Source organism: Burkholderia lata (assembly GCF_902499025.1).
Taxonomy (GTDB): Bacteria; Pseudomonadota; Gammaproteobacteria; order Burkholderiales; family Burkholderiaceae; genus Burkholderia; species Burkholderia lata_C.
In genome coordinates, this window is record NZ_CABVPW010000046.1 from 1 (window position 1) to 25,339 (window position 25,339).

Consider the following 25,339-nt stretch of genomic DNA (forward strand, 5'->3'; position numbering starts at 1 on the left):
CAGAGCTTTTTTGCGAGTACGTCCTGCAGCATGGCCTTGTCCAGGCTCAGGTCCGCCACGAGTCGCTTCAGCTTCGCATTTTCCTCTTCGAGCTGGCGCAACCGGCGCAACTCGGAGGGTCCCAACCCTCCGAATTTCTTCTTCCAGTTGTAGAAAGTTGCCTCGCTAATTCCGAGCTTGCGGCAGATCTCTTCGACCTTTGTACCCAGCTCGGCTTGCTTCAGTGCAAACGCGATTTGCTCTTCCGTAAACTTGCTCGTCTTCATGGCATGGCCTTTGTGTCCGCTCGGACACATCATGCCGAATTTCTCTACTTTTGAACCGGACTATTTCTTGGGTCAGGGTCAACTGCGAAAGGCAAGCCCGGTTTGCGAACCGTCAGACAACGTTGCTTGCCGACAACCTGTCCTCGATGCACCGGTAGATATTGCGTCGACCGGTATCGCGCACGGAGCGATTGCTTCGAATCGCTTCAGAGGTTTTGCCAATGTTCGCTATGCGCTACTGAGGTTCGCGATTGCATCGGTGGGGCGCACTGAGAGTCGGACAATTATCGTTCGTCATGCTGATGCGTTCGTTGAGGCATCTTCATGCTTACAAGGAATCGGCTCCGTTGTTGGCGTGATGTCGTTGAACAGAGTCGTCGTACGGAAATATCGCGATGACACTAGGCGTTACCCGTCGAACCGGAATCCCCACGCTCGACACGAATGTGGCGGAAGCCCGCACGCTGTCCAAGCGGGAATTCAAGATCGAAAGTGGATTGCCGGACGGTTTTCCGGCGAGCTACGCCTCCCGAAAAAAGCTGCAAGGCGATGCAACGACCGTGATGGTCGTCGGCGCCGGATGGTATTACGCCCGCCACGCGATGGCGCTGGCGACTTCGGGTGTCAAGCAGATCACGTTCGAAATGAACCCGCTCAAGCTCGGGAAAGGGCAAATCGGATCGACCGGAAAGGACGATTATTTTACGCTGTTCGAGGCAATCCGGGAGTCGCTTCTCAAGCCGGAATTTATCGACGAGCAGCTTGAAAGACTGCCGGTCGCCGTCAAAGAAGTCGTGAGGCATGAAGCTAATCGCGCGGTAATGGAAAAGCGCGATCGCTATTTGTCGATCAGAAACGAACCGGGCAGCATCCAGGACAAGAACGCTCGATACAACGAGCTTCCGGACCACGAGAGAATGTCGAAGCGCGAAGTGATTGATCGGAACGCGATGGCGCTCAAGGTGCTGCAGGATCACGGCGTGCTAAAGATTGTGGAGAAGGAGGCGACGGTTGACATGGTCGCGTCTAGGCTTGATGCACGCAAACCGGTTTTCATGGCGAGCGGCCAGCAGGTGAACCTGACGAAGATGGGCATGGATCACCTTGCCGGCCAGCCTGGATTCGTCAAGGAATTCCTGCTGGGCTCCCCGGAAACGGAAGCGGCCATCGAGCGGGTCGTTGCGTTGCAACAGGCGCTGATGGCACGCGCACGAGAAACAGGTATGGACGATCTGTCGAAGATTCCGAAGAACGATCTTCCTGCGATCGCGTTTGTCGGAGGTGGCCCGATCGCCCAGGGCGGCGCGCTGGATATGCTCAAGCGCGTACGACCGGAGCTGGTGAGAATCGTTTGGATTAGCCCCGCGCCGAAGTCCCTCGACATAAAGTCGGATGCAGTCACGCGTGCCCGGGAAAAATTCGACTTTCGGTCGGTCAACGGCTGGATCACCGGCCTGACACGATCGGAAGACGGCGAATCGATCACATCGGTCACCGCTGCCGTTGCGTCGTCTGGAGAGCCGTTGCAGATTGCGACGGACCTCTTCGTTCATACCCACAATGAATTGGTTTTCGGTAGCGGGGAGGAAGCCGAACGGGTTCGTAACGCGCTGACCTCGATCACGCCGTCGCTGGATGAATCAGGCGCGGGCAATGCACTCCTGCGGGACAGGGGCATTGTTCCCGCAGATGAGGCCAACGATCTGCGGTTGAGGATCACCGAGCCATTGAAGGGGAGTCTCAATGACGACCTGAACCTGAAGACGCATATCGCGAGACTGGTGACGACGCAGAACGGCGGGAAGGTTCCGACAATCGTCGTGAATGGCAGCAATCCGATGACCCATCGTCTGGCGATATTCGCGGCATTGCAAGGCTTTCGCGGCCGCTTCATTCAAGTGGCACAGCCGGTGCCCACGGAGAAGCGGTTCCAGCACGTGGCGCTCGACCAGAAAAAGGATGAAGTGCGCGACTGGCTCGATGTGGCCGGACGACTGGTTCCGGACGGCACTGTGTTCGAGAACGGTAAATTCAGCCTCGGCGTTCGAAATGCCCACGGTGAAGCCTGCTCGGTTCCGGCCGCCGATATCCTGATCAATGCAGCGGGAAAGGCCCGGTCGACACCGCTCGTCGATGCGATGAAGACAAAGGGCTATATCGAACGGGATCCGGTGGGCTCGGATTATTCGACCTGCGTTCGAATCATCCGATGCTGGGTGGGCAGCACGGATTCTTTGCACCGGCGGGTGACGGGCAAGAGATCGAATCGTCGTCCCTCACCATTTTTCCGACCTTCGGCATGAGATCGATCGAACCCATGGGATGGGAACAGACGTTCAAATTCGGCCTCGCGGTTCAGGAAGAGGCAGATTCGCCGGCAGCGGAGAAGCCCAACGAGTCGTCGAGCCGGTGACGGCGCGCATCGAACGATTCCGTGCAGACGAATTGGCCGGCACGGAGCAACGCCAATGGAGGCGGTCAATGTCTACACCCATTCGATCCGGGGCATCGAGCCCGATGCACAATGAACCTGATGAACAATCCGGGACGGCAGCGAGCACCGCCGCGTCTCCGGTTCCTACTGCGCGTGAACATGCGATTCCCGAATTCATGCGGTCGTTGCTGCGAAATCGCTCGCCAGTGCGCAATGCGGAGCATGCTCAACTGCGTTTGGAGGAGTTGCATGAGTATCTCCCTCAGTCGACCGAAGAGGCCGATCGTCTCCTGCATGGGTTCACGGCCAGTTTCCACTTATCTGGCGACGATCCGTTGCACATCGATCATGAAACGTATCGTCTGCTGTTGGAACGCCTGCAAGCGATGGCGAAAGACCTGCCGCCTGTGAGACAGAGCGAGGACTCGCAACGATTGACCAACTTCGCGGGTCTGATACATCTCATGGATCACGACGATCATCTGGGAACCTTCGCGACAGTTCTCAAAGCGGTTGGGGAGCAACTACCTCACGATCAGCAGCGCGTGCCGCTGTTGGCGCTCATAAAAGAGACCGGTGAGTTGTCAGAAGGCCTTCAGACGATACTCAGACGCGGATTGCTCGATTACATAACGCGACTGCCGATGGCGCATCAGCATGTGCCCATGCAAGCCTTCGCCGACCGACTCGGAGAATCGGCGAGACAGATCCGCTTGCCGGAGCATTTCAGTAATCTTGAAGCCTTTCGAAGCCTCGTTGGCGATATCGAAAAACTGCCCAACTGCTATCGGAGCGAGCCGCTAACGAGACTCGTGACCGCGATCGGCCGCCAGCCGCCGCTGTACCGTGAGGCGCTCATGGCGATGGTCGAAACACCGATCAGGCGTCTACCGTCGGCGCGTCGGCATGGTCCATTGCAGGCGTTCTCCGATCTGCTCGACTAGATGGACGGCTCCGGATAATGCGCGGTGGACCGGCCAGCCTTTCGTAGACATCTTCGAGCCATAATTTACGGCAACCGAGGAGTGACCTGCACGACGGGTCTGCGGTCCTTCCAGCCGGCATATTCGAGGCTGTTGCGAATCAGATGCACGATGCAAGTCTGGACCGCCGTTCCGGGATAGGCGGCGTCGATGGCCTCGGTCAGCCCCTTCAGGCCGTCGACCATCGCGATCAAGATGCCCTGGCAGCCGCGCGTCTTGAGTTCGTTGAACACCTTCAGCCAGAACTTGGCGCCCTCTGTCTGCTCGATCCAGAGACGCAGCACGTCGCGCTGACCGTCGGCCTGGATGCCCAGCGCCAGATACACGGCTTTGTTGCTGACCACGTCGTCATCACGGCTTGACCCGCAGCGCGTCGAAGAACACGACCGGATACATCGAGTCAAGCGGGCGTCTCCGCCAAGTCAACGCGTCGGCCATGACCTCTTCGGTGATCGAGCTGATGAAGTCGGGCGAGAACTCGGTGCCGTAGATCTCGGCCAGAAAGGCCTGAATCTCACGCACGCTCATGCCGCACGCGTACATCGCGATGAGGCGTTCATCGAAGCCGGCGAAGCCGCGCTCGTGTTTGGGAATCAGGATCGGTTCAAAGCTGCCGTCGCGGTCACGAAGCACATCGACCCGGACCGAGCCGCGATCGGTGATGACGGTTTTGCCGATCGTACAGTTGGGTTCATTGATTTGGCCTGGCCGCTTGGGCTGGCCCGACGGATAGCCCAGATGCAGATTCATCTCGGCGCCTATAGCGCGTTCGATGAGCGCCTTGTTGAACGCCAGCATCGGGTCCTACACCTCGCCGATGTCATCGGCCCCTTGACCAGCTGGTATCGGGATTGACCTCCCAGAACACGCGCGCCCAATAATGCGCTCCCGAGCACGCTTCCATGCCGATTACGCATGGCGGCAACTGGGCGATCAATGTGCTCTGGTCGCGAGATACACGTGGTTTGATAGCACCGCTTTGGCGGATTCACCAACGCCGCGGACGGCAAACACGGTCTTTGAAAGATCGATCCCGACGGCGACAATTGACCCGGACTTCCCCCTCCTGTTGGTGTTGATGAAGTTTTGATTGATACTCCATCATGGCACTTCGATGCCGACTCGCGGCTTCCGCCGCAGCCCATTCTAGCCCGGACCTCCGTGATCTGCGCGTCGATCGTGATCGCGATGGTGGGGTCCGTCGTTTTCGTCAACGCCGCGCAGAAGATGTATCCGCTGGAATCGGCGATCATCACCGCGTGCCATAACAAACTCGGCAGCACCGGCGACGTCGCGATCCGGCCGTCGTCGACCTGGATGGAGTTGATGCCGTTCGCACAGATATCGATGCGCATCGACAGTGTCATGATGGTTGTGTTCGCCACGCTCGTGATGAAGTGGCTGAATTGAAGCGTGTAGCCGAGTGATCGTCAATCGCGCAGCGGTTCGTCCGAGCGGCACAGCACGAACCCGTCGGGGCGGACCAGCACGTGACCTTCGTCGGGCAGTGCGGTCAACGCGTGCCAGCCGGTCTCTGCTTCGACGAAGTTGAAATCCCTGCCGGCCACAAGGACGGCAGGCGTGGTGCGGTTCAGGCTAGCACGGCTCGACGACGCAACCGTCGCGTTCGGGCCCGCGAGCACCACGTAGCCGCTGCCAAACAGGTCGAGAGTCGACACCTGCCGGCCGTCGCGCCGGATCCATGCATGCGGGAAGCGCGTGCCGGTTTGCGCAAGCAATTGAGCAACGGAATCGGGCGGCGCGTCGCGAGACGGTGCGCCGGCATCGGGATATCGATGACGCAGCAGCACGTCGCCGGTGTCGAGCAACCCGGCGAAAATATCCCGGTTGGTGTCGGTCTCGATGCCGAAGCGCGCGTCGAAGTCGGTGCGCAACAGCGCCTGATGCCCGTTGCGCACGGCCAGCGGCCGTCGCTCGATTTCGTAGCTGTCGAGCAGCGACGCATCCGCCTCACCGCGCAGCGTCTCGGCGAGCTTCCATGCAAGATTGTGTGCATCGGCGATGCCGGTGGTCGCGTTGAATCCGCCCCACGGCGGCATCAAGTGCGCGGCGTCGCCGCACAGGAACGCGCGGCCCGACCGGTAGCGCGTCGCCACGCGCACCCCCGTGTTCCATGTGCCGCAGCTCTGGATGTCGATCTCGACGTGCTCCAGTCCGATCGCGGCGCGCACGAGACCGGGCAACGCGTGGTCGGCCGGTGGGCCTTGCGCCGGGTCGTACTCGAGATGGAAGGACCACCTGTCTGCGTTGTCCATCGCGAGGAATAGGCCCCGCACGGTCGTGTTCGCGATCTCGCACTGGCTGAACGTACGGCCCTGGACGGTCCGGCCAAGATCGGCATGGAAAAAGATGTTGACAAAGTGCTGCAGTGCTGGCGTATCGGTCGTGCCGATCCCGAGTTGCCTGCGCACGAAACTACCGCCGCCGTCGGCACCGACGAGCCACGCGGCTTCGATCACAGTTTCCTTCCCGCCTGGACCACGCACGTTTGCGATGACGGCGTCGCCCGTTTCGGCGAACGACACGAGTTCGTGGCCGAAGCGGACGTCGCCGCCGCTCGATTCGACGTGCCGGCGCAGCACGGGCTCAATCAGCGTTTGCGGACATGCGGTGAAGCTGGATGGCGACGCCGCGATCGCGGCCATCTTCGATCGCATGGCCGCGATGTCGATGACCGGTTCCGCGTCGACCAGCGTGCGCCCACGCCGTGCGCCGCCGAACGCGCCCTGCACCCACGCGCCAGCCGCCGCATCCTTGACCGCGTCCTCCACGCCGGCCTGACGGAACAGTTCCATCGTCCGGAGGTGGATGCCGCGTGCGCGCGGCAGCTGCGACACGCCCGCGTTTCTCTCGACGAGGATGAACGGAACATCGAGGCGCTGCAGGAACAGCGCGACAGACAGGCCGACCAGCCCACCGCCGGCGATTAGGACCGGCGTCGTGGCGACAGGGATAGGCATTGGACACACCTCCGCGTAGAATCTATCGCCGATAAGTTTATCTATCAACGATAGAGAAAATCAAGCATGGCGAAGATACGACGTGACAAAATCGTGGATGCGGCGCTCGAACTGCTCGACGAACAGGGTCTCGCCGCGCTGACAACGCGGCGGCTCGCAGAGCGGCTCGGTGTTGAGTCGGCGACGCTTTACTGGCATTACCGCGACAAGTCAGTGCTACTGGCGGATATGGCCGCCGCCGCACTGGCACGGCATCACACGCTCGACGTGCCTGCCGACACCGCGCAGTGGGAGGCCTGGTTTGCGGACAACGCGCGTAGTTTCCGCCGCGCATTGCTCGCGCATCGGGACGGCGCGCGGTTGCATGCGGGCTCGACGCCAGGCCCGGACGCAGTAGAACAGCTAAAGCCGAAAATCGCGTACCTGGTGCGTGCCGGCCTGACGGAACAGGAGGCCGGGATGGCGATGCTGGCCGCCGGTCAGTTCACGATCGGCTGCGTCCTTGAGCAACAGGTCGAGCACAGAGGCGGCTCGCACAAAGTGGCACTGTCGGATGAAGCCGATGGCCGGCCGAGGATGAGCAAAACGACGATGGCGCCGATCGATCCCGGCGTGGCGTTCGAATTCGGGCTTGGCCTGATCGTCGAGGGTCTGCGGCGGCGGGCGGGGAGTGTAGTGAGGTCCGTCGAATAAATGGAACATAGATGAATCGGATTGACGTTCCCCCAGAACTGACCCACCTGAGCCTGTAGTTTGGAGTGAGCCCCTGAGACTGGACCGGTTTGGACCTGCAAATTAAGCCCCCTGCTGAGCGAGCAACTCCTCAAACCGATTGGGTGGCAGGTAGCCGACCGACGAATGCATGAATCTAGCGTTGTACAGGTCGTCGACGAACATCGGCAGTCCTGATGCAACATCTGCAAATGTCTCGTACCCTGCAAGATGGACTTCTTCAACGGAACGAGTTCATGACAGGCTCCTTTTTTGTAACCTGTAAAAATTATATTTGAAGGTTATTTTGTTTTGATGTAACCTGTAAATGCGCGTTTTTTGGTTGCAAACATGGGCGAATTCGCAATGCATACCCCTCGTAGGGGAAAAGCGCCATGATTGCCTGACCGATGATGCAAGCGTCGTTTCGTGGCTCAAGGCTGCCGTCGGGCTGCCTGGGGACTTTGATGAGATGTCAGCGGGACTGGCTGAGCTGGCCGGGGCACTGCGTGAAACGGTTGCGCAGATGGTGGGTGTCGTAAAAGCCGGCGAGCCCCGTGACCCAGTGAATCAACTACTAGAAGCGGGCAGGCCAGTAAAGGGGCTCGTGTGGGATGACCATCAGGCTGGTTTCATACTGATCGAACGTCGTCGTGACCACGCAGTGCCGCCAGTCTGCTCGACCCAGTGGCCACGGCTCTCGCAGCCCTTTTTTCAGGTAGTGATCTGCGGTAGGTTCGCCAATGTGAGACGCATAAATGCACGCTTCTCTTCCGTGATATCACCAAGTCGCACCGTAGGCGTTGGTGCAGCGTGGCCGTCTGCGGCAATAGGATGAAGGTGGGGCTACATTCTGCTCTCGAAAGCATGCTGACTGATCCTCAGATCCGGTCAAGGCCGTGCTCGATCTCCAATGGTAGTTAGCACTGCGGTGTCGATATCAACTTTAACTAACCAGCCTTCACGATTCCCGGGGCGGTTCGTTTATCATGGAAGACAGTGCCACGTAAATTATGCATACGAACGCCCCAGACGATATTGAGCGAAATGTTCTTCGAGAGATTGTTGAAACAACGCCTCGAAACGACGCCCGATTCTGGCAATCTACCCTGATCCCGGGTGGTGAAATGGTAACGGCCCGATTCACCGACCATGTCTACTCGCCTCACTGGCACGACGCGTATACGGTATCGGTTATAGAGCGGGGAGCTGAACGTTACGACTACCACGGCACACGGTTCGTCGCCGATGCTGGATCCCTTCCCATCATCAATCCCGGCGAAATCCATACCGGATCAAGTGCAGCCGATGCCGGTTGGCAATGCCGCACTTTCTATTTGCCAATCGACTATGTACAGGACATGGCCGAAGAAGCCGGGTTGTCCCATCATGCCATGCCATGGTTTGACGCGGACGTCATCAAAGATGCCGATCTGGTCGGCCGGACCCTGCGAGCACACCGCATGCTCGAGACCGGCACCGACGTACTTGCCGTAGAGTACACCCTGCTAGATGCCGTTTCCACATTGTTGAAGCGCTACGCCCGGCTGCCACCTTCTGCGCGGCCAATGACCATTGATCGCATGCGTGTTGAGCGCATGAAAGTGCGCATGCTCGACGAACTAACCGCGTCGCTCGACTTGGCAGAGCTAGCCAAAGTCGTCGGATTATCGAAATTCCACGCAGCGCGAATCTTCACACGCGAGGTCGGCATGGCGCCGCATGCATGGCGCAACCAGATTCGGCTAGTCCGTGCGCGCGACGCACTTCGCGCCGGCATGCCTGCAACAGAGGCGGCGGCAGCTTTCGGCTTTGCGGACCAAAGCCACTTTAACCGCCACTTCAAGAAAACATACGGCGTCGCGCCGAGTCGCTGGCGCGGCATTTTGTAAAAAAATGTAATAGCAAGAACGTTCAAGTACGTTCGTCGTTTCGCGTTCTATCCTCACCGTCAACCGGAGAAAGATATGGGCGTGAATCAACGACGAAGCTCGGTAGCCAACGGCAGAGCAGGCATCGATACGAGTCTCGTAGCGCTCATCGATGTCGAACACCGGGGCGGTGCAGCGATTCTCGTCGACGTGCTGAGAGGTGAAGGTGCCCGCAATGTCCTTGGCAACTTCGGCACGACGCAGCTGTTATTCATCGATGTAGTCACCAATGCTCCCAACCCTTCATTCACTTTCGGTATGCAAAATATTACGGTCGATGCGATAGCGGATGGCTATGTTCATGATTCCGGCATCTCCAATTTTACGAGTTCCTATACAGTGGCTGACCTCAGCCACGCGATGGGCGCCCCCCGGAATTTAAAGGCGGCAAGAACACCCCTGATTATCAATGCGACCCCACATGATTCACGCCATGCATTCGCGGAACCACTATTGCACGGGAATTTATTGGGTGTCACACGTCCGGCAGTTAGATGGGCACTGAATGTATCTCACCCGACTGAAATCGTCGTGCCCGTTCGAAGAGCATTCAACGACAGCGGAGCCGCCCGGTCCGAGACTGTTTTTCTATCCGTGCTGACGAATGTCGCGGAGCGCACCACATCTCTACCCGTCGATCGGCGATCGGCGATTGGGCGAACTTCAATGCCAACCGCGCTACCCCAGCAGGCGAATGCACTGACGTCGGTCAGTTCCGGATGTATTTCCTTGGTAGTGGGGGATGAAGTGTTTGGGTCCGGCGCCAGCGTGGAAACTGTAGCCATTGCGGACCCGACGTCGCGTGCTTTGTGGCTCGGCAATCTACTTATAACAGTCGCCGATATCCTAAAGGTCGTCCGCCCCTTCGACACAGTATTCGTGCTTGGTGATCAGTTTAGCATATCGATGCTCTATCCCAGTGGTCCTGTCATTTCGCCCAAACACAAGCTCAATCAGTTGGCAAGCGATTCTCATGATTTGGGTCGAACGCATGCAACCGAACTAACCACGTCGATAACGCCCATGAATCACGTCAGGCATTACTGCCAGCCCAAGGTGATGAGTGACGCGACAAGCACATTGAATTGACGCTCTGCGGGCGCGTAGCGCAGCGGGTTCGCATACGAACGTATCGAGCTCGTGGAGCAGAGCGTGCACAGCCCCGGGCACCGCGATAAGGGGCGCCTCCCGTAGCCGCGCACGAAACGTCTCGGGCACTCGGCACAACGATGCCTCCTGTCCAATGATCGCCAGCTACAGTGCAGATGATTCGCAGCGTGCTCAACTTCGATAGCACTCTGCAGTACTACGGTACTCGTGGTGCCGTCCTCGAATGGGGTATGGGAGCGGTCGGTTGGCAAATCACTGGATCTCGGGCGGGATCAATTCGTCACGGTTATCGGTGATGGCTCCGCCCTCTACTCGCCCCAGACTTGCACATTAGTGCTTTCCAATATCGCTGATCTTGGTGAGCAACCAGGACTACAACATCCTGAAAAGACTTATGAAATTCCGGAATCATCGTGTCGGCGACCACACCAAACGCTTCATCTGCATGGACCTTAAAGATCCACCTATTGACTTCCTAGCGCTTGCAAGACACTTCGAGTCTAGTGGCATGCCGCGCAGAGCGTGCGACAAACATCGTGACCGCCGTCAAATACGGTATCGCGTCGGGTTTTTCAACCCAGATCGAAATTCCGGTCGGCGTCGCGTAACCTACACCCAGGGTCTAGTTCGGGATTGATATAGGTCAACCGTCCATACTCGTTTTGAGTGCCGCATGTGTCGAGAGTGACTCGTGACAACTGCCAAAACACACCTCCCTTCTGATGAGCACTTCACGTTGTTCCGCCGTTTTGCTATCGGACGCCAGTCCCGCCAACTGTGGGCGAACGGAAAAGCGCTCTCGCTCAACGAGCGAGCTACCGAGTTGTTGATCACACTGATCGATGCGGGTGGAAGGATAGTCTCGATCGAACAGCTTCAACAACATGTATGGCCTGAAGTACCTGTCTCAGCCAATAGTGTTCAAGCATTGGTTTCGCAATTACGCAATGTGCTTGGCGACGATCGCGATGTGATCGAAACCGTTCCACGCCGGGGTTACCGCTTCGGGGCAGAGCGGTGTGACATTCGAGAGGAGGGAGTTAGGCACGTCAACGGGAGTGGTGCGGACGATCCGAAGATTGATGCGTTGTATGGTGCGCCGTCAGCAGGAATCCAGGATAAGCAAGTTGTCAATGGGTTCCACAACGCTGGTCGCCAGCTACTGATCGGGCGCGATGCGGAGATCTCCGAGTTATTGATGTTGGTGCCGAAACATCGCCTGATCACATTGACGAGTGCAGGCGGAAACGGAAAAACATGCCTTGCTCGCGAGGTGGCACTACGCACCGCGACAATGTTCCGTGATGGCGTCTTCTACGTCGAGCTCACCGAACTGATGCTGCCCGAACTCATCCCGGATGCCATTGCGGCGCAAATCCCGGTCTTCTCACTGAAAGCGCCCCCGGGACTGGACGGACTTGTCGAGCAGCTTGCTGGTCGCGAAACTCTGTTGATCATCGACAATTGCGACCATCTCGCCCACGAAATCGCCATGGTCGTTGAGGCATTGCTGAGCGCGACCACGCTATGCATGATTGTTTGCGCGGAGGCCCCGTTGTTTATTGCAGGAGAGTACGTGACGCCACTAGCGCCGCTGCGTTTCTGGGGCCGATCGACACTCGATACATCACTTGAAGTACAGAACGCATCACCGTCAGATGCCTCCCGAATGTTAATTGCACAACTCGAAAGATGCGGAGTATGGTTTGCTAACGACACGGGGGTGGCTGCTTCGGATAGCACGCGCATCGCTCTGCCCAATATCGCTCAGTCCATGCATCCACGAGTCGACTTGGAGTCGGTCTGTCGTGCGCTATGCGGCAATCCGCTCGCACTCGCGATTGCGGCACGTCAGATCGCGTACACCATGCGCGGTCGAACGGCACTCGGCAAAGCAATCGAAGACTGGAAAGCGCATTGGCGGCGACTGATGCAGCATCGAACAGGAAGTGGCGAGGTCTCACCTCGACCAGCTACGCTAGTGTCGTCCGTAGTCGCCATCGCATATGACAAACTCGATGCCAGCGCGCAGCGCGTACTTTTTTGCGTCAGTCTGATAGCCGGATCATTCGATTTTTCTGACGCGCGGGCCATCTGCCTGCAAGCAGAGGAGTCCCGCGCCGCAGACAAAGAAGACACGCTCCAGGTTGTCATGTCGAACTTGATCGATGCCGGCCTGATAGACGAATGTTCGTCAAACAATCCTGGCCGTCTCTTTGAAGTTCCCAAAATGGTGCGACGATTCGCGCTGGAGACGTTGACGAATCATCGCGACCACGAGGACCTATCCAAGCGACATGCGCAATGGGTAGTCGAGCAAATCAGCAACGCCCGTTGCCCAGACCGCAAGCATTCCACCGGACCCGCAGCGTACCTGCACCATAACCGCGCCCCAAGCATTGGGGACATACGACGCGCACTCAGCTTTTCAGTCCATACCCGTTACATCCAGGTCGCAGTGCAATTGCTGCGGCATTCGGGGCCGATCTGGGTTGCCGCGCGACTTTCCAACGAATGGCTAGCATGGACCCATCGAGTGCTGAAGCACGATTTTTCGCGCCCGATCCTCAAGGTCCGAGACCACATGCTCCTGCATCTATCCCTCGCAGAGTCCATGCAGCATGCCATGTCGACGACTCCAGCAGATACGATTGCGGCATGGTGGCGTGTCTATGAACTCGCCACTGCCTGTGCCGATGACGATAATCGTTTGCATGCACTGGTGCTGCTTTTGATGCGCTCACTCGAAGCCGGTTTTAACGGCGACTCACCTGAACTACTGATGCAGGTACGAACGCGTATCGCGCATGAGTGCGCCAGTTCATCGCGACATCGCGGTTTTGCATTGTTGCGTGGCGCACTACTAACCTTTGATGGTCGGCACGACGACGCGATCAATTTGTTCTCTCCACCCGACGAAAAGACAGGGTCGGTCAGCGGATATTCCAATGGCAAGGAGAATGAAACATACCACCCTGATTACGTCGCAGTAGTTTCGGACAATGCGCTAGCTATGTCGATGTGGCTTACTGGCGCACATTCGATCTCGCATCCGACGTTGCTGCGCGCGTTGCAGGGTGCACGACAGCAGTCCGATCCAGTAGCGCGTTGCGCCGCCGAAATGATGGCCTCCGTCTTGTTCCTGCTGGAAGGCAACACTCAGCGGGTTGCACAACACGCCCGGTTGCTGCTGGAAGTCGCACAGTGCAACGGGTTGCACGGCTGGGCAAGTATCGGGCAAGCCTTTTTGCGGTGGACTCGCGCGATCGACGAAACCCATGACGAGGCTCGCAAGCTGACCCAGCTTGCGCTTGACAATCTAGCTCGCGGCCACACAACGATTGTCGATTTGGTGGCGCTGGAACGTTTCTCAGCGCTAGCATTGAATCAAGTCTGTGGTGCAGTATTGATTCGACAGTTTGAACAGATGATCACAAATCTACCGAATAGTGGACGAAAGTGGCTGATGCCGGAGGCGATGCGTGTGTATGCGGTAATGCAGCACCGCGCCGGCCTGCCTAAAGAGAGCGTGCGAGAGGCGCTCGAGCAAGCAGCACACGAAGCTCGCCAACAACGCGCGTCGCTACTCTGGCGCCGGATCTCGGCTACCATGGAGCAAATCTTGCCATCACGGGGGGCTGAGGACGCCAAGAATACCACCCGCATATGACTCCAGCGGAAAATTCTCGCGCGTTGGTTCGACGAGCGCCGCGGAGGTTCGGCGGGGGCTGGCGCAATAACGCGATGCGTTTTTCAAAGCAGAAGGTGCTGACCTGAGACGTTTCTTGTAGCCATCCGGCAAGTGAGCTCTCTTTTATCCTAGGGACAAGGAGGACTCGATGAAGAAGCGATTTACCGACGAGCAGATCATCCGCATCTTGCGCGAGGCCGAGAGCCGGGATGAGCCGGTGAAGGATCTATGCAAGCGCCACAACATTTCGGAACAGACGTTCTATCGTTGGCGCAACAAGTTCGGCGGGATGGACGTGGCTGACGCTCGTCGGCTCAAGGAGCTGGAATCGGAGAACGATCGGCTCAAGCGCCTGATCGCCGAGCAGATGCTGGTAATCGACGGCCTGAAGGAGTTCAGCCGAAAAATGATCACCCCGACGGGCCGGCGCGAAGCGCTGGAAGTCCTGACTCGGCGGGGGCTCTCGCAACGCAAGGCATGTCGTTACCTGGGACTGAGCCGCCGATTGGCGACCTATCCACTCAAGCAACCGGAGAAGGATCGGAGTTTGGGCGAGAGGCTGATGGCGGCCGCGCAAGAGGTGCCGCGCTTCGGCTATCGTCGGATGTCGGCCTGGCTGGCGTTGAGCGAATCGCGCGTGCGGCGAATGTGGCGAGCCGTTCAGCTCAACATTCCGCGCCGACGCCCTCGCCGACGTCGTTGCGGCGACGACATACGCCTGCCAGGCGCCACACAGCCCAATTCGGTTTGGAGCTATGACTTCGTGCACGATCAACTGGTGGATGGCCGGGCCTTGAAGATGCTATGCGTGATCGATGAATACACCCGCGAGTGTCTGGCGATCGAGGTTGGCGCCAGTCTGCGGTCGCAGGACGTGATCTTGACGCTATCGCGACTCATGCGGCTGTACGGCAAGCCCGCGTTTGTTCGGTCGGACAACGGCGCCGAATTTACCGCTGCCAAGGTCATGCGTTGGCTGCGAGACGTTGCAATCGGTCCGGCCTTCATTGCGCCTGGCAGTCCATGGCAAAACGGATTCGTCAAAAGCTTCAACGGCAAACTGCGAGACGAATTGCCAAATCGCGAATGGTTCCGCAGCCGCGCCGAGGCCAAGGTGCTCATCGAGCGCTGGCGGCAGTTCTATAACGAGCGCCGGCCCCACAGCGCTCATCGCTACCAACCTCCGGCCACGGTCCGTCGAGCCTGGCTGGATTCCGATAATATCGACGCGAGACTCACAGCCTGACTGGCTACAAAATTCCGCCGCAGGTCAGTAGCGGGGAGGGTCGTTGATGGCGCCGTGATCGCCCACACCGTGGCGCGTAGCATGAGGGGTCCGCATAGGATCTCCAGTATCGACTCGCTTGGTGGACTGACCGCGACCGGCGCCGCACGATCGCGGCTGCGATCTGCTTTGTGCTTTCGCGGCTGATTGCGACAGCCTGGTTGGATGTTCCGATGCGGGTGCCTCGACGGCATTTGCATCCGGTTTCCGATACGCTGCCCGGCTTTGTATCGGACGGACGTGGCAATCCGCGCGCGCTATCTGAAATGTTGTCGTCGAACACGAAGCCGCGATACGTCCCACGTGTGTCGAGTGCGTTGTTGCGGCACGTGCACGCGCCGCATGTCGCCGGGTGAGGGGGGCGGCTTCGTATTTGTGCACGTTGATGCGCATTGGCGGCGGCGCGGCGGCGGCGCTCTCGTATATTGCCGAACAGGATGCAAGCAGAACCTGTACCTCATTCAACGAAGGGAGTGCCCGAAATGTCCACGACGATCAACATCATCACGAGCAGCCAGCCGGATTCGACGAACTTCTCCCCGACGAACGCCAACCGCTCCGGTGCGAGCGACGCGCCCGGCGGTGCCAACAACGGGCTCACGACCGAGCCCGGCCAGTTTGCGGCGATCGTCAAACGTTCAGCCAACGGAGGCGACGACCCGCAAGGGGATGGTCAGACCATCACGATCTCGCTGCCGAAGGACCAGGCGGCCAACTCCGCGTATAACCCCAATGTTTACGGGGGCAACGGCCAGTCTGCGAAAACCATCACGATCAATATCGACAAGGATGCGGCGCAGGGCAATGCCGATAACGCGTCTGCCGCGAAGCCCGACCGCTCTCCCAACGGTGCGCTGAACATCCAGAGCAATGGCGGTGCCGATGGCCAGGGGCTTCATCCGGTCAAGCTGAGCTCGGATAAAGGCACGGTCCAGGTTCTGGAGGACAGCAAAGGCAACGTGTACGACAAGAGTGGCAAGAGCATCGGCAAGAAAGAAATGGTGAACGGCAAGCCCGAGTACACATTCGACAGCGGCAAGAGCGAGGCGGCCACCGTTCTCTCGACAGGCGGGACGAACGGCAAAAATCAGACGTCGGGGCGCCAGACGTTCGGCCCAGGCGAACTGACCTCGTCTGCAGGCAATTTGCGCGGCAGCAAGGGGGAGAAGGACGACCTTAAGACCACCGGCGAAATCGAACAGATCTCGCAATACGGTTCCGTCAACACGAACGGCCACACGGTCGTGGTGTGATACGCGCACGGACGTTCAGGCTGGCGACGGAGGCAGGCGCCGGGTGTTCCCTACATCGCGACAGGCACGGCACACCCGGCTTCAGAAAATGGACGACAGGCATGAAACAACTCGTTCTAGATCGAACTGACGACGTGATGCGGTTTGTCGCCTCGCTGACCGGAGAGGAAAGTTATCCGAATTATGACGACGCGATCGGCCTGGAGCGGGATGGGAAGCTGGTAGCCGGCGTGCTGTACCAGGCCTATAATGGGCCAAGCATCGTGATGCACCTGGCTATGTCGGGATCCCCGCATGTCATCACGCCCGGATTCATTTGTGCGGCGTTCCGCTTTCCGTTCATTCTTCTCCGCTGCAACCGGATCAGCGGCTACGTTCGCGCCGACAACCTCGCCGCGCAGAGACTGGACGAACATCTGGGTTTCAAGCGCGAAGGCGTGATTCGCGAGGGCGCATCCGACCGGTCCGACTTCATTCTCTACGGGATGCTCAAGCATGAGTGCCGCTTCCTCGGCGGTCGCTACCTCGAGGCGATGAACCGCGAGCTGGCCTAGCCGGGTGCCGGCGCATCCGCGATGCGGTGCCGGTTGGTCGATGCGATGTCTGCCGCCGGCAGTGCGTGCGGCCAAATGCGCGGTCGTTTGTCATGTGCAGGCGAGTCAATGCCGATCCGCGCACGCGAGACCGCGCGCTTGCCGTAGTCATCAGGTACCTTGCAATGCCTCAGCCCTCTCCGCTTTCCCGGTCAGATACGGTCGCCCGACATGCCGAGCGGGTTGATGAAGACGACACCGCGCGGGCCGATACGGGGCGAAGTGTCGACGCCGTCATGTCGATGCTGCACACCCTGATCGACGGGCGCGGCGCGGAACTGAAGGATGCGGCGGGCGGCCGGCGCGGACAGGGAGACGCGGCCGAGGCCACGGATGGTCAGGTACCGGGGCAGAGGCTGCCGCGCCGGACCATGGCCGGCATGGCAGGGGCGCGCGGTGGCGCGGCGCAATGGCCGACTCGGGTCATGCCCGGCCTGCTTGCGGGGATGGTGAGCAGGCGGCCCGAGGCTGGCGTTGCCCCGTTCGGCGGTGGCGGCGCGATGCCGGATAGCAACGGGGAAACCGCGGAAGAAGGCGTCGCGCCCACGACACCCGAGCAGGCCGTGGCTTCATGCGTGATGCAGCCGGGCCTGATGGATCCGGGGCAAGCGCCATCGTTTGCTCCGATTCCGATTCCTGTTCCGCTTCCCGGCCCTGAAACCCCGAATGCCGTGGTGGAAGGACGGGCTGCCGTCGGGGACGGGAGCTTACCGCGCGTCGTGCCGGCTCCCCAGGCGACGGCAGGCGAGCCGATGCCCGTGCCGGAACGCTCGCCGGTCGTCCTGTCGGCGTTCACCGCGCATGCCGATCAGCGGGCGAACCAAGCAGGGAACCTTTCGTCGCCTGTGTCTTCCGACGCACGCGTGTCTGTCGATTCAAACCGGAGCATTCCGTTGCGCCCGCGTTCGGCGGGAACCACCCTGGTCGACGCGAAGCGGACGGTGGCCCGTTATACCGGTGTGTCGGCCCGTCACGTCGAAGCATTCACCTCGACAACGGGGCGTGTGTTGTCGAAGCATGTCGCCGCGTTTCGCGGCGTGCGGGCCACCGGTGCGAACCCGGCCAAACGCAGCGGGATGTCGACGCCGGACCGGTCGTCCTCCGAGGCCGCCATCGCAGGCAGCGGCGACGCGAACGCGCCGGCCGCGGCATCGGGCAACGATGCCGGTGTTGTGAGCGTGGTTCGGTTCGTCGCGCAGGCGCGCGAATGGCTGGATGCGCGACGCACACGCGCACCGGCGAGCGCCTGCGGGCGTCGTCGCGGCCTGCGTTGCCGACTGTACTGTCGCGCGGGATGCATGCGGCGCGGTACGTGATCGCGAATGCCGTTGCGGCTATTCAACTGAAACTTTCAGCTAACCTATCCGACATGAAAATCAATGGAATGCGTAGCCTGCCGAACGCGCTGCTGGGCGCCATGCTGCTCGCAGGCTGCAACACGGCGTCGCAGTCGCCGGCGAACAAGGCGCCCGAATTCCCCGATCCGGGTACGGCCTGGGTCATCGGCGGTGCGTATGCCGACGTAAGAACCTTCAAGCGGGTCGTACCGGGACTCACCGAAAACCAGGTGTATCTGCTGCTTCGCGAGCCGCACTTCAGCGAGGGGTCGTACGGCGTGCGAGCGTGGAACTACGTCTTCCGAATCCGGACCGGGGGTGGAGACGCTGCGTATATGACGTGCCAGTACCAGGTGCGGTTCGACAAGCAGCGCTTCGTCCAGGCGACCTACTGGCGCGATCCGGCATGCGCGCGATATGTGATGTGACGCGTATTCGCGACGCGGGCCGCGTGGGGACTGCGCGTGGTCGTCACGATGCCGCAGATTGACGGAGAGAGATAACCCATGCGCTTTGCCCTTGCCGGCTTCGACATGTTTCATGGCGTGCTCGACACGCTCGTCAGTGCGGGATGGACGCCTGTATCCCTGTTCAGCTTCGTCACCGACGATCAGGTCAACTCGAACACCGAGATCGTTTCGTATGCGACGGCTCATCGCCTGCCGTTGCAGATGTCGCGGATCGACGAAGCGGCGCTGCGTGCGCTGCGCGATCTCGACTGCGACGTGCTGGTCGTCGCCGGATACGGCTGGAAGATCCCGGACTGGACGCCCTATGTGCGGTACGCCATCAATTTTCATCCGGCGCCGCTGCCGGACGCGCGCGGCCCTTATCCGCTGACGCGCGCGATCCAGGATGGCCACCGCGAATGGGCCGTGACCTGTCATGCCATCTCAAGCGGGTTCGATTCCGGCGACATCGTCGCACAGGAGCATTTTGCGCTCGCGGCCGACGAGTGTCACGAGAGCCTGCAGCTCAAGGTGCAGATGGCCGGGCGTCGGCTGGCGCGGCAGATCGCGTATCGCTTCGATGCCTTGTGGGCCGCGCGCACGCCACAAGCGGATGGCAGCTACTGGCCGAAACCGACCAATGCCGACCGCACGCTCGATTTCACGCAGCCGTTGAACGAGGTCCTGGCAAATGTCAGGGCATACGGATTGCACGAATGCATCGCGCATCTGGGCGGTGGCGTACTCTATGTGCGGCGTGCGATCGGCTGGCACGAGCAGCATGCCTGCGAGCCGGGCACGATCGCGCACGTCTATCGGCGCTGGTATGTCGTTGCGGTGCCGGACGGCTTTGTCGCGTTGATCGAATGGAGTGCGATCAATCCGCTTCAGCGGGCGAATATCAGGCCGTAGTCGAACCCGTGCGTCGGCCCGTCTCTTTTGGGGCGCGTGACGAACGGCGTGGCCAACCGATCACGCTCGCAGCCACAGAAATTCACCCGATGCGATGCTTTCGAACATTTCATCGCTCGACTCGATGATGTTCTGCCGCCAGTATCGGCCGTGCTCGGCATAGTGACGCATCAGGTCCGCGAGGTCTGCGCCACCGAAGTACGGATCGAAGGGCAGCCGGATGATTAGGATGATCGAGCCAGTGTCGGCGTCGACGCCGAGTTGCGCCTGATCCTGAGCATAGATCAGCAGGTTCGCTTCCAGCATCAGCCGGAAAACGACCAGCGTGCGGCCTGCCGTGACGGCGCCGAAGTGGAAGTTCGCGTAGATCGCATCCTGGTCACGCTCGACGTGCAGGATGCGCACCTCGAAACCCTCGACTTCGACCAGCCCCGTCTCCTGGATGTATTCGATGTCGTGAAGACCGACGACCTCGCAGAATTGGGCGACGAGATCGAGGTAGCGGGGATCGCTCATGAGCGTGAAGGCAACAACCAGCCAATACACAGGCCGGCACGGCGGCGCCCGATGCGTCGGACCGTGCCGGCGGAGGTGATGCCGTGCGACATCAGGATCGGGTCGTCACTTCGACGAGGCCTTTTCCATGCCTTCGCACGCGGATTTTATCGAATTGGTGGTCGTCGTCGCGGCAGACGACACGGCGGCATTGGCCCCCATGACGGCTTGCGATTGAACGTTTGCCGCCGTCATGGCCGTGTTTGCCGCAGTCGCTTGCTCGATGGCGGCTGTTGCTGCTCCTGTCGATCCGCCCATTGCCAGTGGTCCTGCCATGATGTTTCTCCTTGATGAGTGATGCTACGGATAACCTGCCCTCATGCGGACGCTTGCCGCCGTCGAGCAGAAATGAAAACGACTACATGCGCTGGATCTGCTGTATCACGCGCGCCGCTGCAAGCAGGCCGTGATAGAGCGTCGCGCGATTTCGGTTGTCGGCGTCGGAACCCGGCGCTGCGTTGTTGACGTTCTCTGCCACGTCGAAGAGCGCGTGCCGGATTTTCTCGATCGTTGGCGTTGCATCGGGATCCTTGATGAGCGAAGAGAGGTTGTCGAACTGCTTGGCATAGGGTGCGATCGGATCGTACATGTCACGGGTCCTGTTGCGAGTTCACGGAAAATCACGAGGTCGGTAGGGGCGGCGTGGATCCGGCCGATGTGGACGGAGACGCCGGCATTCTGTTCGGCGGCGTGGCGCTGCGCGCGACCGTGGCATCGTCGACAGACGACGCCGTCACGTCTGTCGCGCCGGATGCCGGCGCGGCATCGGCAGGCGCCTCCACTGCGTAGATGTGCTTGACGCCATCCGGCGTCTGCGCGTACTGCACGGAGTCGGACGACACGACCTCCGAGAACTGGCCCGTGACCGGTGCGGCGCGGCCCGGATTCTCCGCGACCTGGACAACGAGCCGGCGGATGTTCGAATCGAGGTCGGCACGCACGCGCGTGACGGCCTTGTCGACCGCGTCCTTGCTGTCGACGGCGCCGGTGATCGCGAAGTCGCCGTTGCCGAGATACTTCACGTGCACGCCCGCGATGCCGAGCGAATCCTCGATGCTGTGCACGGCATTCTGCGCGACGTCGTAGCTGCGCACGATATCCGTCGGCGCGATCTTCGCGAGCGTCGATTTCACGAGCTGATCATCGGACAGGTTGGAGACCATTCCCGTCACGACGCTCGAATTGCCGACCGTACGCACCTGAAGCTCGGTCATGTGTGCTGCCGCGAGCGCCTCCTGGATGCGGGTCGTCCGATAGGCGGGGCCATGGCGCAACGCGGCCTCGCTGGCTGGGGCGGGGGTCAGCAGGACGGCCGCGCCTACCATGATCCCGAGCGCGACGCAGGTGCCGAGCGCGCCATAGTAGCGCCGGTGCTTTTTGCGTTCGACGTCGGCAGGCCGGATCAGCAACGTCGACAGCAGGTCGAGATCCGACGGCCACATCACGTCATCCGGCCCGATGCACAGGATCGTGTCGCCGAACTGCATCGGCGCGAAATCCACCAGGATCACCGTTTCGCCGGCCGGTACCGCGATTGTGTTGCCGCTTTCTTCCGGCGAACCGGCCGGCATGTCCGCATACGTGATCGCCCGAACGACACCCGACGCATCGACGTCGAGCGTCACGTCGGCGGACTTCCAGTCCATCAGGCGAATGTCGGCATCGGCCCCGCCGTGGACCGCATGTCGCCCCGGCGCAAGCTGCAGGGTCGCGCCGGCGTGGAATCCCGTCAGTATTCGAAGCTGTTTCATCACGAGGCTGGCGATCTTAGGGTTGCACGTGGAATCCGTGTCGTCGTCGCTACCGTTCACGGATTGCCGGTTACGGAGTCAATATAGATGGCGAATGCGCAGCGTCGACGCGGAACCCGAACACGTCGCGCTTTGAGCGAAGCGTCGGCGCGGCAAGTACCACGAGGTGCGCGACACGCGCCATGACTATGGCTGGAGCAGGCGCAGCGTATCCAGTGCACATGCGCACTGGCGCGGCGTTCGCGGGCGGTCGAACTGACGCAGCAGCAAACCGGCCAGCAGGTTGACGTGGCGTGCAGCGTCCGGTAGGCGCGGCGTGCCGTTCGTCTCGCTCGGCCGGGGGACGGCATGCGCGCGCAACATCTCGAGACTGGATTCGAGTAGCGTCACACCGGTTTGCTGCAAACCCAGCCAGCGTTCCGACCAGGCGTGGATGTGGGCGGCGCGCCGGGCGTCGGGCTGCGCGTTCGAATCGGTCAGCAGGTCCAGCAACTCGCGTGTGCACTGATCGCGCAGCATCGCTGGATCGGCCGCCGGGTCGACCGGCGGCAGCGAGTGCGCATCGCGATGCGCAGCCGGGGCGATGACGGGCAGGCGTTGCCCGGCCTTAAACGTGATGGCGGGTGTCGCGTCCGGTGCGTCGTGCTGCCCGTCACGCGAATCTTCACGCCCGCGACCGCCGCCGTAACGGTGTTCGCATTCGTCACCGACGACCTCGAATTCCTGCAGGGCGTCCGCGCCCTCCGCGTCGCCTGCGGCCGTCGCGGCGCGCCTGCCGCGCGCGAAGCGGCGCCGGCGCCCGAGTCGCGCCATCATGCCCTTCGTGCGCCGTGCCTGCGCGGCGCCCGGTTGAGGCGGTGTGCTGCCCGGTGCGAAACGCGTGCCGCGATAGAGCACCGCGAATTTCGCGGCAGTCGTGCGTTGCGCGCCGGTCGGCCGTTTGCGTGTCGCCGCTTGCTGCGCAATCGGCGTGAAGCGGTGCGTGATGCGTGTCATGCCGGCCTCCCGGGTCAGAGCGGAAACGCGATCCGCATCATTTCGTTCGCGAAATGCAGGACCGCCGCGCACGACAGCGGCGCGGCGATGACCAGCACGATCGTGACGGCGATCAGTTTGACCGCGAATGGCAGCGTCTGGTCCTGTAGTGACGTGACCGCCTGGACGAACGACACGGCGAGCCCGACCACGGCGGCCGCGATCACGAACGGCAACGAGACGGTAAGGCACAGCACCATGCCCTGGGTGGCGGCACGGACGAGCGAATCGACGTCCATGGTGGCTCCGGTTACTTGTAGGTCAGCACGAGCCCGTGAATCAGCGTGGACCATCCGTCCATTACGACGAACAGCAGCAGCTTGAACGGGATCGCGACGTTCGTGGGCGACACCTGGTTGAGCCCCATCGACAACAGCACGTTGGCGATGATCAGGTCGATCACGATGAACGTCACATACAGCAGGAAGCCGATCTTGAACGCATCCGTCAGCTCGGTCAGCGTGAACGCGGGCGCGAGTACGATCAGGTCAGTCTCGTGCAGCGCTTGCGCCGCTTCCTTCGGCCATACGATCGACGCGGAGCGCAGGAAGAAGCGTTTCTCGCGTTCCTGCGTATGCTTGATCAGGAACTGGCGAAAGGGCTCGCGCGCCGCTTCGGCGGCCTGCAACACGGCCTGGGACGATTGCACCGCGATCGGCTGGCCGCTCAGCGTCTTGGCCGCCGTCATGCCGATCGGCGCCATCACGTAGACCGACACCAGAATCGCGATGCCGTTCAGCACCATGTTGGGCGGCACCTGCTGCACCCCCAACGCATTGCGCAGCAGGCCGAGCACCACGACCACTTTCGCATACGAGGTCACTACCATCGCGACGAACGGCACGAGGCCGATCGCGAGGATGACGAGCAGCAGGCCGGAAAGATCACTGTACTGAACCATGTTCGTGCGCCATGCGGAGGATGCGGATGCCGACGTGCTCGCCGATGCCGACCAGCTCGCCGTGGCCGATCACCTGGCCGTGGGCGACCAGCTTGAGCGTGAGCGCTGTGATCGTGGTGGGCAGTTCGATGACGTAGCCGGGCGCGAGCGACGACAGCTCGCCGATCGTCAGTGCGACGGTATCGGCGACGAACTGCACCGGCAGTTCGAGTTCGCCCACTTCAATGGCATGTTCGCTGGTGTCGTGCCCGGGCTCCAGCGCGCCCGGCTCGGTACTTTCGGTCATCACGGGTTCCTTCAGCAGGGTGATCGTTCGAGCGTGCAACGCCACGGCAACACGGCAGTGCACGAGTCCGGCGTTGCCCCACGACGCAAGCACGACGTGATGGTTCGCGTCGTCCGGCGCGTCGTGCATCGTTTGCAGCCACGCGGCATCGCGCGACGCATCGAGTGCGCGCAGCAGGATGTCGCCGCTTCGCAGTCCCTGCAACGCGTCGACGGACAGCAGTTTGGTGCCGAGCACGAGGCTGCCGGGCAGGCGCAGTGCCGTATCGAAACGCGCGGGGCGTGCGGTTTTCGACAGGCACGCGTCCAGCCATTCGATGCAGCGGCCCGGCAACCGGGCGACGACGTCGTGCCGCCGGCCGTGCCGCGCGAGCGACAGCGCGACGCTCACGTCGCCCGGGTTTGCGTCCGGCCACGCGCCGCGTCGTACCGCCACGACCTGCACTCGCGTCAGGCCCAGCGTGGCAAGACACGCCAGCAGGGGGCCGCACAGCACGTTGGCAACCGCATTGCGCAGCGTCAGGTCGGCGCCGGTGCGTCCATCGGCGGCCTGTTCCACCGACCACGCGCAGATCGACAGCGCCGGATAGTGTTCGAGATCGACCAGCAGGTGTGCGCTTGCCGGCCCGGTGGGCGTGTCGAAGCGCAATTCCGCGCTTGCAGGGTCGGCGTGATCCGGCAAGCCGGACCCAAATTCGCCGCGGAAATCGTCGATGTCGAGCGTGTCTCGCAGAAATATAGGCAGGCGCGCGTCGAACAACCGGCGCGACGCTTGCGCATGCGCGGGGTCGAGCCGGGTAACCGCAAGCGGTGTACCGCTACCCTCAATAATCGAATGCCGAATCAATTTCATCCCGTGTCGGGCAAGGTCGTGTT

Annotated in this window: 25 protein-coding genes and 2 pseudogenes; 15 read left to right on the forward strand and 12 right to left on the reverse strand. The window is 61.0% G+C overall.

Translation table 11 applies throughout. The features are described from left to right. Positions 1-266: transposase (locus BDI24065_RS33940; RefSeq protein ID WP_034183302.1), on the reverse strand; the 266-nt coding region annotated here is incomplete at its 3' end. A gap of 395 nt (positions 267-661) precedes the next feature. Between BDI24065_RS33940 and BDI24065_RS33945 the strand changes: the two genes are divergently transcribed. Next, on the forward strand, positions 662-2,569 hold the full coding sequence (locus BDI24065_RS33945) for a hypothetical protein (RefSeq protein ID WP_175034863.1): 1,908 nt from the start codon (positions 662-664) through the stop codon (positions 2,567-2,569). 178 nt (positions 2,570-2,747) lie between these two features. Next, the gene (locus BDI24065_RS33950) at positions 2,748-3,644 is read left to right on the forward strand and encodes a hypothetical protein (protein WP_175034864.1); all 897 of its coding nucleotides are present in this window, start codon (positions 2,748-2,750) and stop codon (positions 3,642-3,644) included. A 98-nt stretch (positions 3,645-3,742) separates the two neighbouring features. Here the strand turns inward: BDI24065_RS33950 and BDI24065_RS33955 are convergent. Both BDI24065_RS33955 and BDI24065_RS33960 read right to left on the reverse strand, forming a co-directional pair. Continuing rightward, positions 3,743-4,507, reverse strand: a pseudogene (locus tag BDI24065_RS33955) (IS256 family transposase); the annotation flags it as partial. Positions 4,508-4,545: 38 nt separating this feature from the next. Next, positions 4,546-4,763, reverse strand: a pseudogene (locus BDI24065_RS33960) (hypothetical protein); the annotation flags it as partial. Between the two features lie 81 nt (positions 4,764-4,844). Here BDI24065_RS33960 and BDI24065_RS33965 point away from each other — a divergent pair. After that, positions 4,845-5,093, forward strand: coding sequence for a 2-hydroxycarboxylate transporter family protein (locus tag BDI24065_RS33965; RefSeq protein ID WP_302479482.1), 249 nt, complete (start codon positions 4,845-4,847; stop codon positions 5,091-5,093). Between the two features lie 20 nt (positions 5,094-5,113). On the opposite strand, the gene BDI24065_RS33970 is transcribed toward BDI24065_RS33965, so the two are convergent. Further along, complete coding sequence (locus BDI24065_RS33970) at positions 5,114-6,664, reverse strand: FAD-dependent monooxygenase (RefSeq protein ID WP_175034866.1); 1,551 nt, start codon at positions 6,662-6,664, stop codon at positions 5,114-5,116. Positions 6,665-6,730: 66 nt separating this feature from the next. On the opposite strand from BDI24065_RS33970, the gene BDI24065_RS33975 reads away from it, so the two are divergent. The 12 genes from BDI24065_RS33975 to BDI24065_RS34025 all read left to right on the forward strand — a co-directional run bounded on the left by BDI24065_RS33975 (position 6,731) and on the right by BDI24065_RS34025 (position 19,936). After that, the gene (locus tag BDI24065_RS33975; protein WP_175034867.1) at positions 6,731-7,357 is read left to right on the forward strand and encodes a TetR/AcrR family transcriptional regulator C-terminal domain-containing protein; all 627 of its coding nucleotides are present in this window, start codon (positions 6,731-6,733) and stop codon (positions 7,355-7,357) included. A 346-nt stretch (positions 7,358-7,703) separates the two neighbouring features. Next, positions 7,704-8,213 carry an ABATE domain-containing protein gene (locus BDI24065_RS33980; RefSeq protein WP_254609913.1) on the forward strand — a complete coding sequence of 170 codons (510 nt, stop codon included), beginning with the start codon at positions 7,704-7,706 and terminating at the stop codon, positions 8,211-8,213. Continuing rightward, positions 8,156-8,299: a CGNR zinc finger domain-containing protein gene (locus tag BDI24065_RS41230; RefSeq protein WP_254609918.1), complete on the forward strand. Its 144-nt coding sequence runs from the start codon at positions 8,156-8,158 to the stop codon at positions 8,297-8,299. The genes BDI24065_RS33980 and BDI24065_RS41230 overlap by 58 nt, the downstream gene beginning before the upstream one ends. An 89-nt stretch (positions 8,300-8,388) precedes the next feature. After that, positions 8,389-9,267: an AraC family transcriptional regulator gene (locus tag BDI24065_RS33985; RefSeq protein ID WP_175034868.1), complete on the forward strand. Its 879-nt coding sequence runs from the start codon at positions 8,389-8,391 to the stop codon at positions 9,265-9,267. A gap of 75 nt (positions 9,268-9,342) precedes the next feature. Further along, on the forward strand, positions 9,343-10,395 hold the full coding sequence (locus BDI24065_RS33990) for a thiamine pyrophosphate-binding protein (protein ID WP_175034869.1): 1,053 nt from the start codon (positions 9,343-9,345) through the stop codon (positions 10,393-10,395). Between the two features lie 712 nt (positions 10,396-11,107). Beyond that, complete coding sequence (locus BDI24065_RS33995; protein WP_175034870.1) at positions 11,108-14,086, forward strand: ATP-binding protein; 2,979 nt, start codon at positions 11,108-11,110, stop codon at positions 14,084-14,086. A 169-nt stretch (positions 14,087-14,255) separates the two neighbouring features. After that, a complete protein-coding gene (locus tag BDI24065_RS34000) occupies positions 14,256-15,353 on the forward strand; it encodes an IS3 family transposase (protein WP_175034871.1) in 1,098 nt (365 codons plus the stop codon). Between the two features lie 521 nt (positions 15,354-15,874). Beyond that, positions 15,875-16,645, forward strand: a complete 771-nt coding sequence (locus BDI24065_RS34005) for a hypothetical protein (protein ID WP_175034872.1) — start codon at positions 15,875-15,877, stop codon at positions 16,643-16,645. A gap of 101 nt (positions 16,646-16,746) precedes the next feature. Next, a complete protein-coding gene (locus tag BDI24065_RS34010) occupies positions 16,747-17,199 on the forward strand; it encodes a GNAT family N-acetyltransferase (protein WP_175034873.1) in 453 nt (150 codons plus the stop codon). A 275-nt stretch (positions 17,200-17,474) separates the two neighbouring features. Then, positions 17,475-18,554: a hypothetical protein gene (locus BDI24065_RS34015; protein ID WP_175034874.1), complete on the forward strand. Its 1,080-nt coding sequence runs from the start codon at positions 17,475-17,477 to the stop codon at positions 18,552-18,554. Further along, a complete protein-coding gene (locus BDI24065_RS34020; RefSeq protein WP_175034875.1) occupies positions 18,551-19,003 on the forward strand; it encodes an outer membrane protein assembly factor BamE in 453 nt (150 codons plus the stop codon). The genes BDI24065_RS34015 and BDI24065_RS34020 overlap by 4 nt, the downstream gene beginning before the upstream one ends. A 117-nt stretch (positions 19,004-19,120) precedes the next feature. After that, the gene (locus BDI24065_RS34025; protein ID WP_254609914.1) at positions 19,121-19,936 is read left to right on the forward strand and encodes a methionyl-tRNA formyltransferase; all 816 of its coding nucleotides are present in this window, start codon (positions 19,121-19,123) and stop codon (positions 19,934-19,936) included. Between the two features lie 60 nt (positions 19,937-19,996). Here BDI24065_RS34025 and BDI24065_RS34030 read toward each other — a convergent pair whose 3' ends face one another. The 8 genes from BDI24065_RS34030 to sctQ all read right to left on the reverse strand — a co-directional run bounded on the left by BDI24065_RS34030 (position 19,997) and on the right by sctQ (position 25,316). Beyond that, complete coding sequence (locus tag BDI24065_RS34030; RefSeq protein ID WP_175034877.1) at positions 19,997-20,452, reverse strand: CesT family type III secretion system chaperone; 456 nt, start codon at positions 20,450-20,452, stop codon at positions 19,997-19,999. Between the two features lie 105 nt (positions 20,453-20,557). After that, positions 20,558-20,767, reverse strand: a complete 210-nt coding sequence (locus tag BDI24065_RS34035) for a hypothetical protein (protein WP_175034878.1) — start codon at positions 20,765-20,767, stop codon at positions 20,558-20,560. An 82-nt stretch (positions 20,768-20,849) separates the two neighbouring features. Further along, complete coding sequence (locus BDI24065_RS34040) at positions 20,850-21,080, reverse strand: type III secretion protein (protein WP_175034879.1); 231 nt, start codon at positions 21,078-21,080, stop codon at positions 20,850-20,852. Positions 21,081-21,111: 31 nt separating this feature from the next. Beyond that, positions 21,112-22,242, reverse strand: a complete 1,131-nt coding sequence (locus BDI24065_RS34045; RefSeq protein ID WP_175034880.1) for a secretion protein — start codon at positions 22,240-22,242, stop codon at positions 21,112-21,114. A gap of 186 nt (positions 22,243-22,428) precedes the next feature. Next, positions 22,429-23,139 (reverse strand): hypothetical protein, encoded by a 711-nt coding sequence (locus BDI24065_RS34050; RefSeq protein ID WP_175034881.1) that lies wholly within the window; start codon positions 23,137-23,139, stop codon positions 22,429-22,431. A 113-nt stretch (positions 23,140-23,252) separates the two neighbouring features. Then, positions 23,253-23,516, reverse strand: coding sequence for a type III secretion system export apparatus subunit SctS (gene sctS, locus BDI24065_RS34055; protein ID WP_175034882.1), 264 nt, complete (start codon positions 23,514-23,516; stop codon positions 23,253-23,255). Positions 23,517-23,527: 11 nt separating this feature from the next. Beyond that, on the reverse strand, positions 23,528-24,178 hold the full coding sequence (gene sctR / locus BDI24065_RS34060) for a type III secretion system export apparatus subunit SctR (protein ID WP_175034883.1): 651 nt from the start codon (positions 24,176-24,178) through the stop codon (positions 23,528-23,530). Next, positions 24,162-25,316, reverse strand: coding sequence for a type III secretion system cytoplasmic ring protein SctQ (sctQ, locus tag BDI24065_RS34065; RefSeq protein WP_175034884.1), 1,155 nt, complete (start codon positions 25,314-25,316; stop codon positions 24,162-24,164). Before sctQ ends, sctR begins: the two co-directional genes overlap by 17 nt. Between the last annotated feature and the right edge of the window lie 23 nt (positions 25,317-25,339).

Bases quoted from the DNA above. Each gene is read 5' to 3' on its own strand.
- BDI24065_RS33945 (WP_175034863.1), top strand. From the start codon at position 662: ATGACACTAGGCGTTACCCGTCGAACCGGAATCCCCACGCTCGACACG.
- BDI24065_RS33980 (WP_254609913.1), top strand. From the start codon at position 7,704: ATGCGCGTTTTTTGGTTGCAAACATGGGCGAATTCGCAATGCATACCC.
- BDI24065_RS34000 (WP_175034871.1), top strand. From the start codon at position 14,256: ATGAAGAAGCGATTTACCGACGAGCAGATCATCCGCATCTTGCGCGAG.
- BDI24065_RS34040 (WP_175034879.1), bottom strand. From the start codon at position 21,080: ATGTACGATCCGATCGCACCCTATGCCAAGCAGTTCGACAACCTCTCT.
- BDI24065_RS33985 (WP_175034868.1), top strand. From the start codon at position 8,389: ATGCATACGAACGCCCCAGACGATATTGAGCGAAATGTTCTTCGAGAG.
- BDI24065_RS34005 (WP_175034872.1), top strand. From the start codon at position 15,875: ATGTCCACGACGATCAACATCATCACGAGCAGCCAGCCGGATTCGACG.
- BDI24065_RS34015 (WP_175034874.1), top strand. From the start codon at position 17,475: ATGTCGATGCTGCACACCCTGATCGACGGGCGCGGCGCGGAACTGAAG.
- BDI24065_RS33990 (WP_175034869.1), top strand. From the start codon at position 9,343: ATGGGCGTGAATCAACGACGAAGCTCGGTAGCCAACGGCAGAGCAGGC.
- sctS (WP_175034882.1), bottom strand. From the start codon at position 23,516: ATGGACGTCGATTCGCTCGTCCGTGCCGCCACCCAGGGCATGGTGCTG.
- BDI24065_RS33950 (WP_175034864.1), top strand. From the start codon at position 2,748: ATGTCTACACCCATTCGATCCGGGGCATCGAGCCCGATGCACAATGAA.
- BDI24065_RS33975 (WP_175034867.1), top strand. From the start codon at position 6,731: ATGGCGAAGATACGACGTGACAAAATCGTGGATGCGGCGCTCGAACTG.
- BDI24065_RS34045 (WP_175034880.1), bottom strand. From the start codon at position 22,242: ATGAAACAGCTTCGAATACTGACGGGATTCCACGCCGGCGCGACCCTG.
- sctQ (WP_175034884.1), bottom strand. From the start codon at position 25,316: ATGAAATTGATTCGGCATTCGATTATTGAGGGTAGCGGTACACCGCTT.
- sctR (WP_175034883.1), bottom strand. From the start codon at position 24,178: ATGGTTCAGTACAGTGATCTTTCCGGCCTGCTGCTCGTCATCCTCGCG.
- BDI24065_RS34035 (WP_175034878.1), bottom strand. From the start codon at position 20,767: ATGGCAGGACCACTGGCAATGGGCGGATCGACAGGAGCAGCAACAGCC.
- BDI24065_RS34030 (WP_175034877.1), bottom strand. From the start codon at position 20,452: ATGAGCGATCCCCGCTACCTCGATCTCGTCGCCCAATTCTGCGAGGTC.
- BDI24065_RS33970 (WP_175034866.1), bottom strand. From the start codon at position 6,664: ATGCCTATCCCTGTCGCCACGACGCCGGTCCTAATCGCCGGCGGTGGG.
- BDI24065_RS34010 (WP_175034873.1), top strand. From the start codon at position 16,747: ATGAAACAACTCGTTCTAGATCGAACTGACGACGTGATGCGGTTTGTC.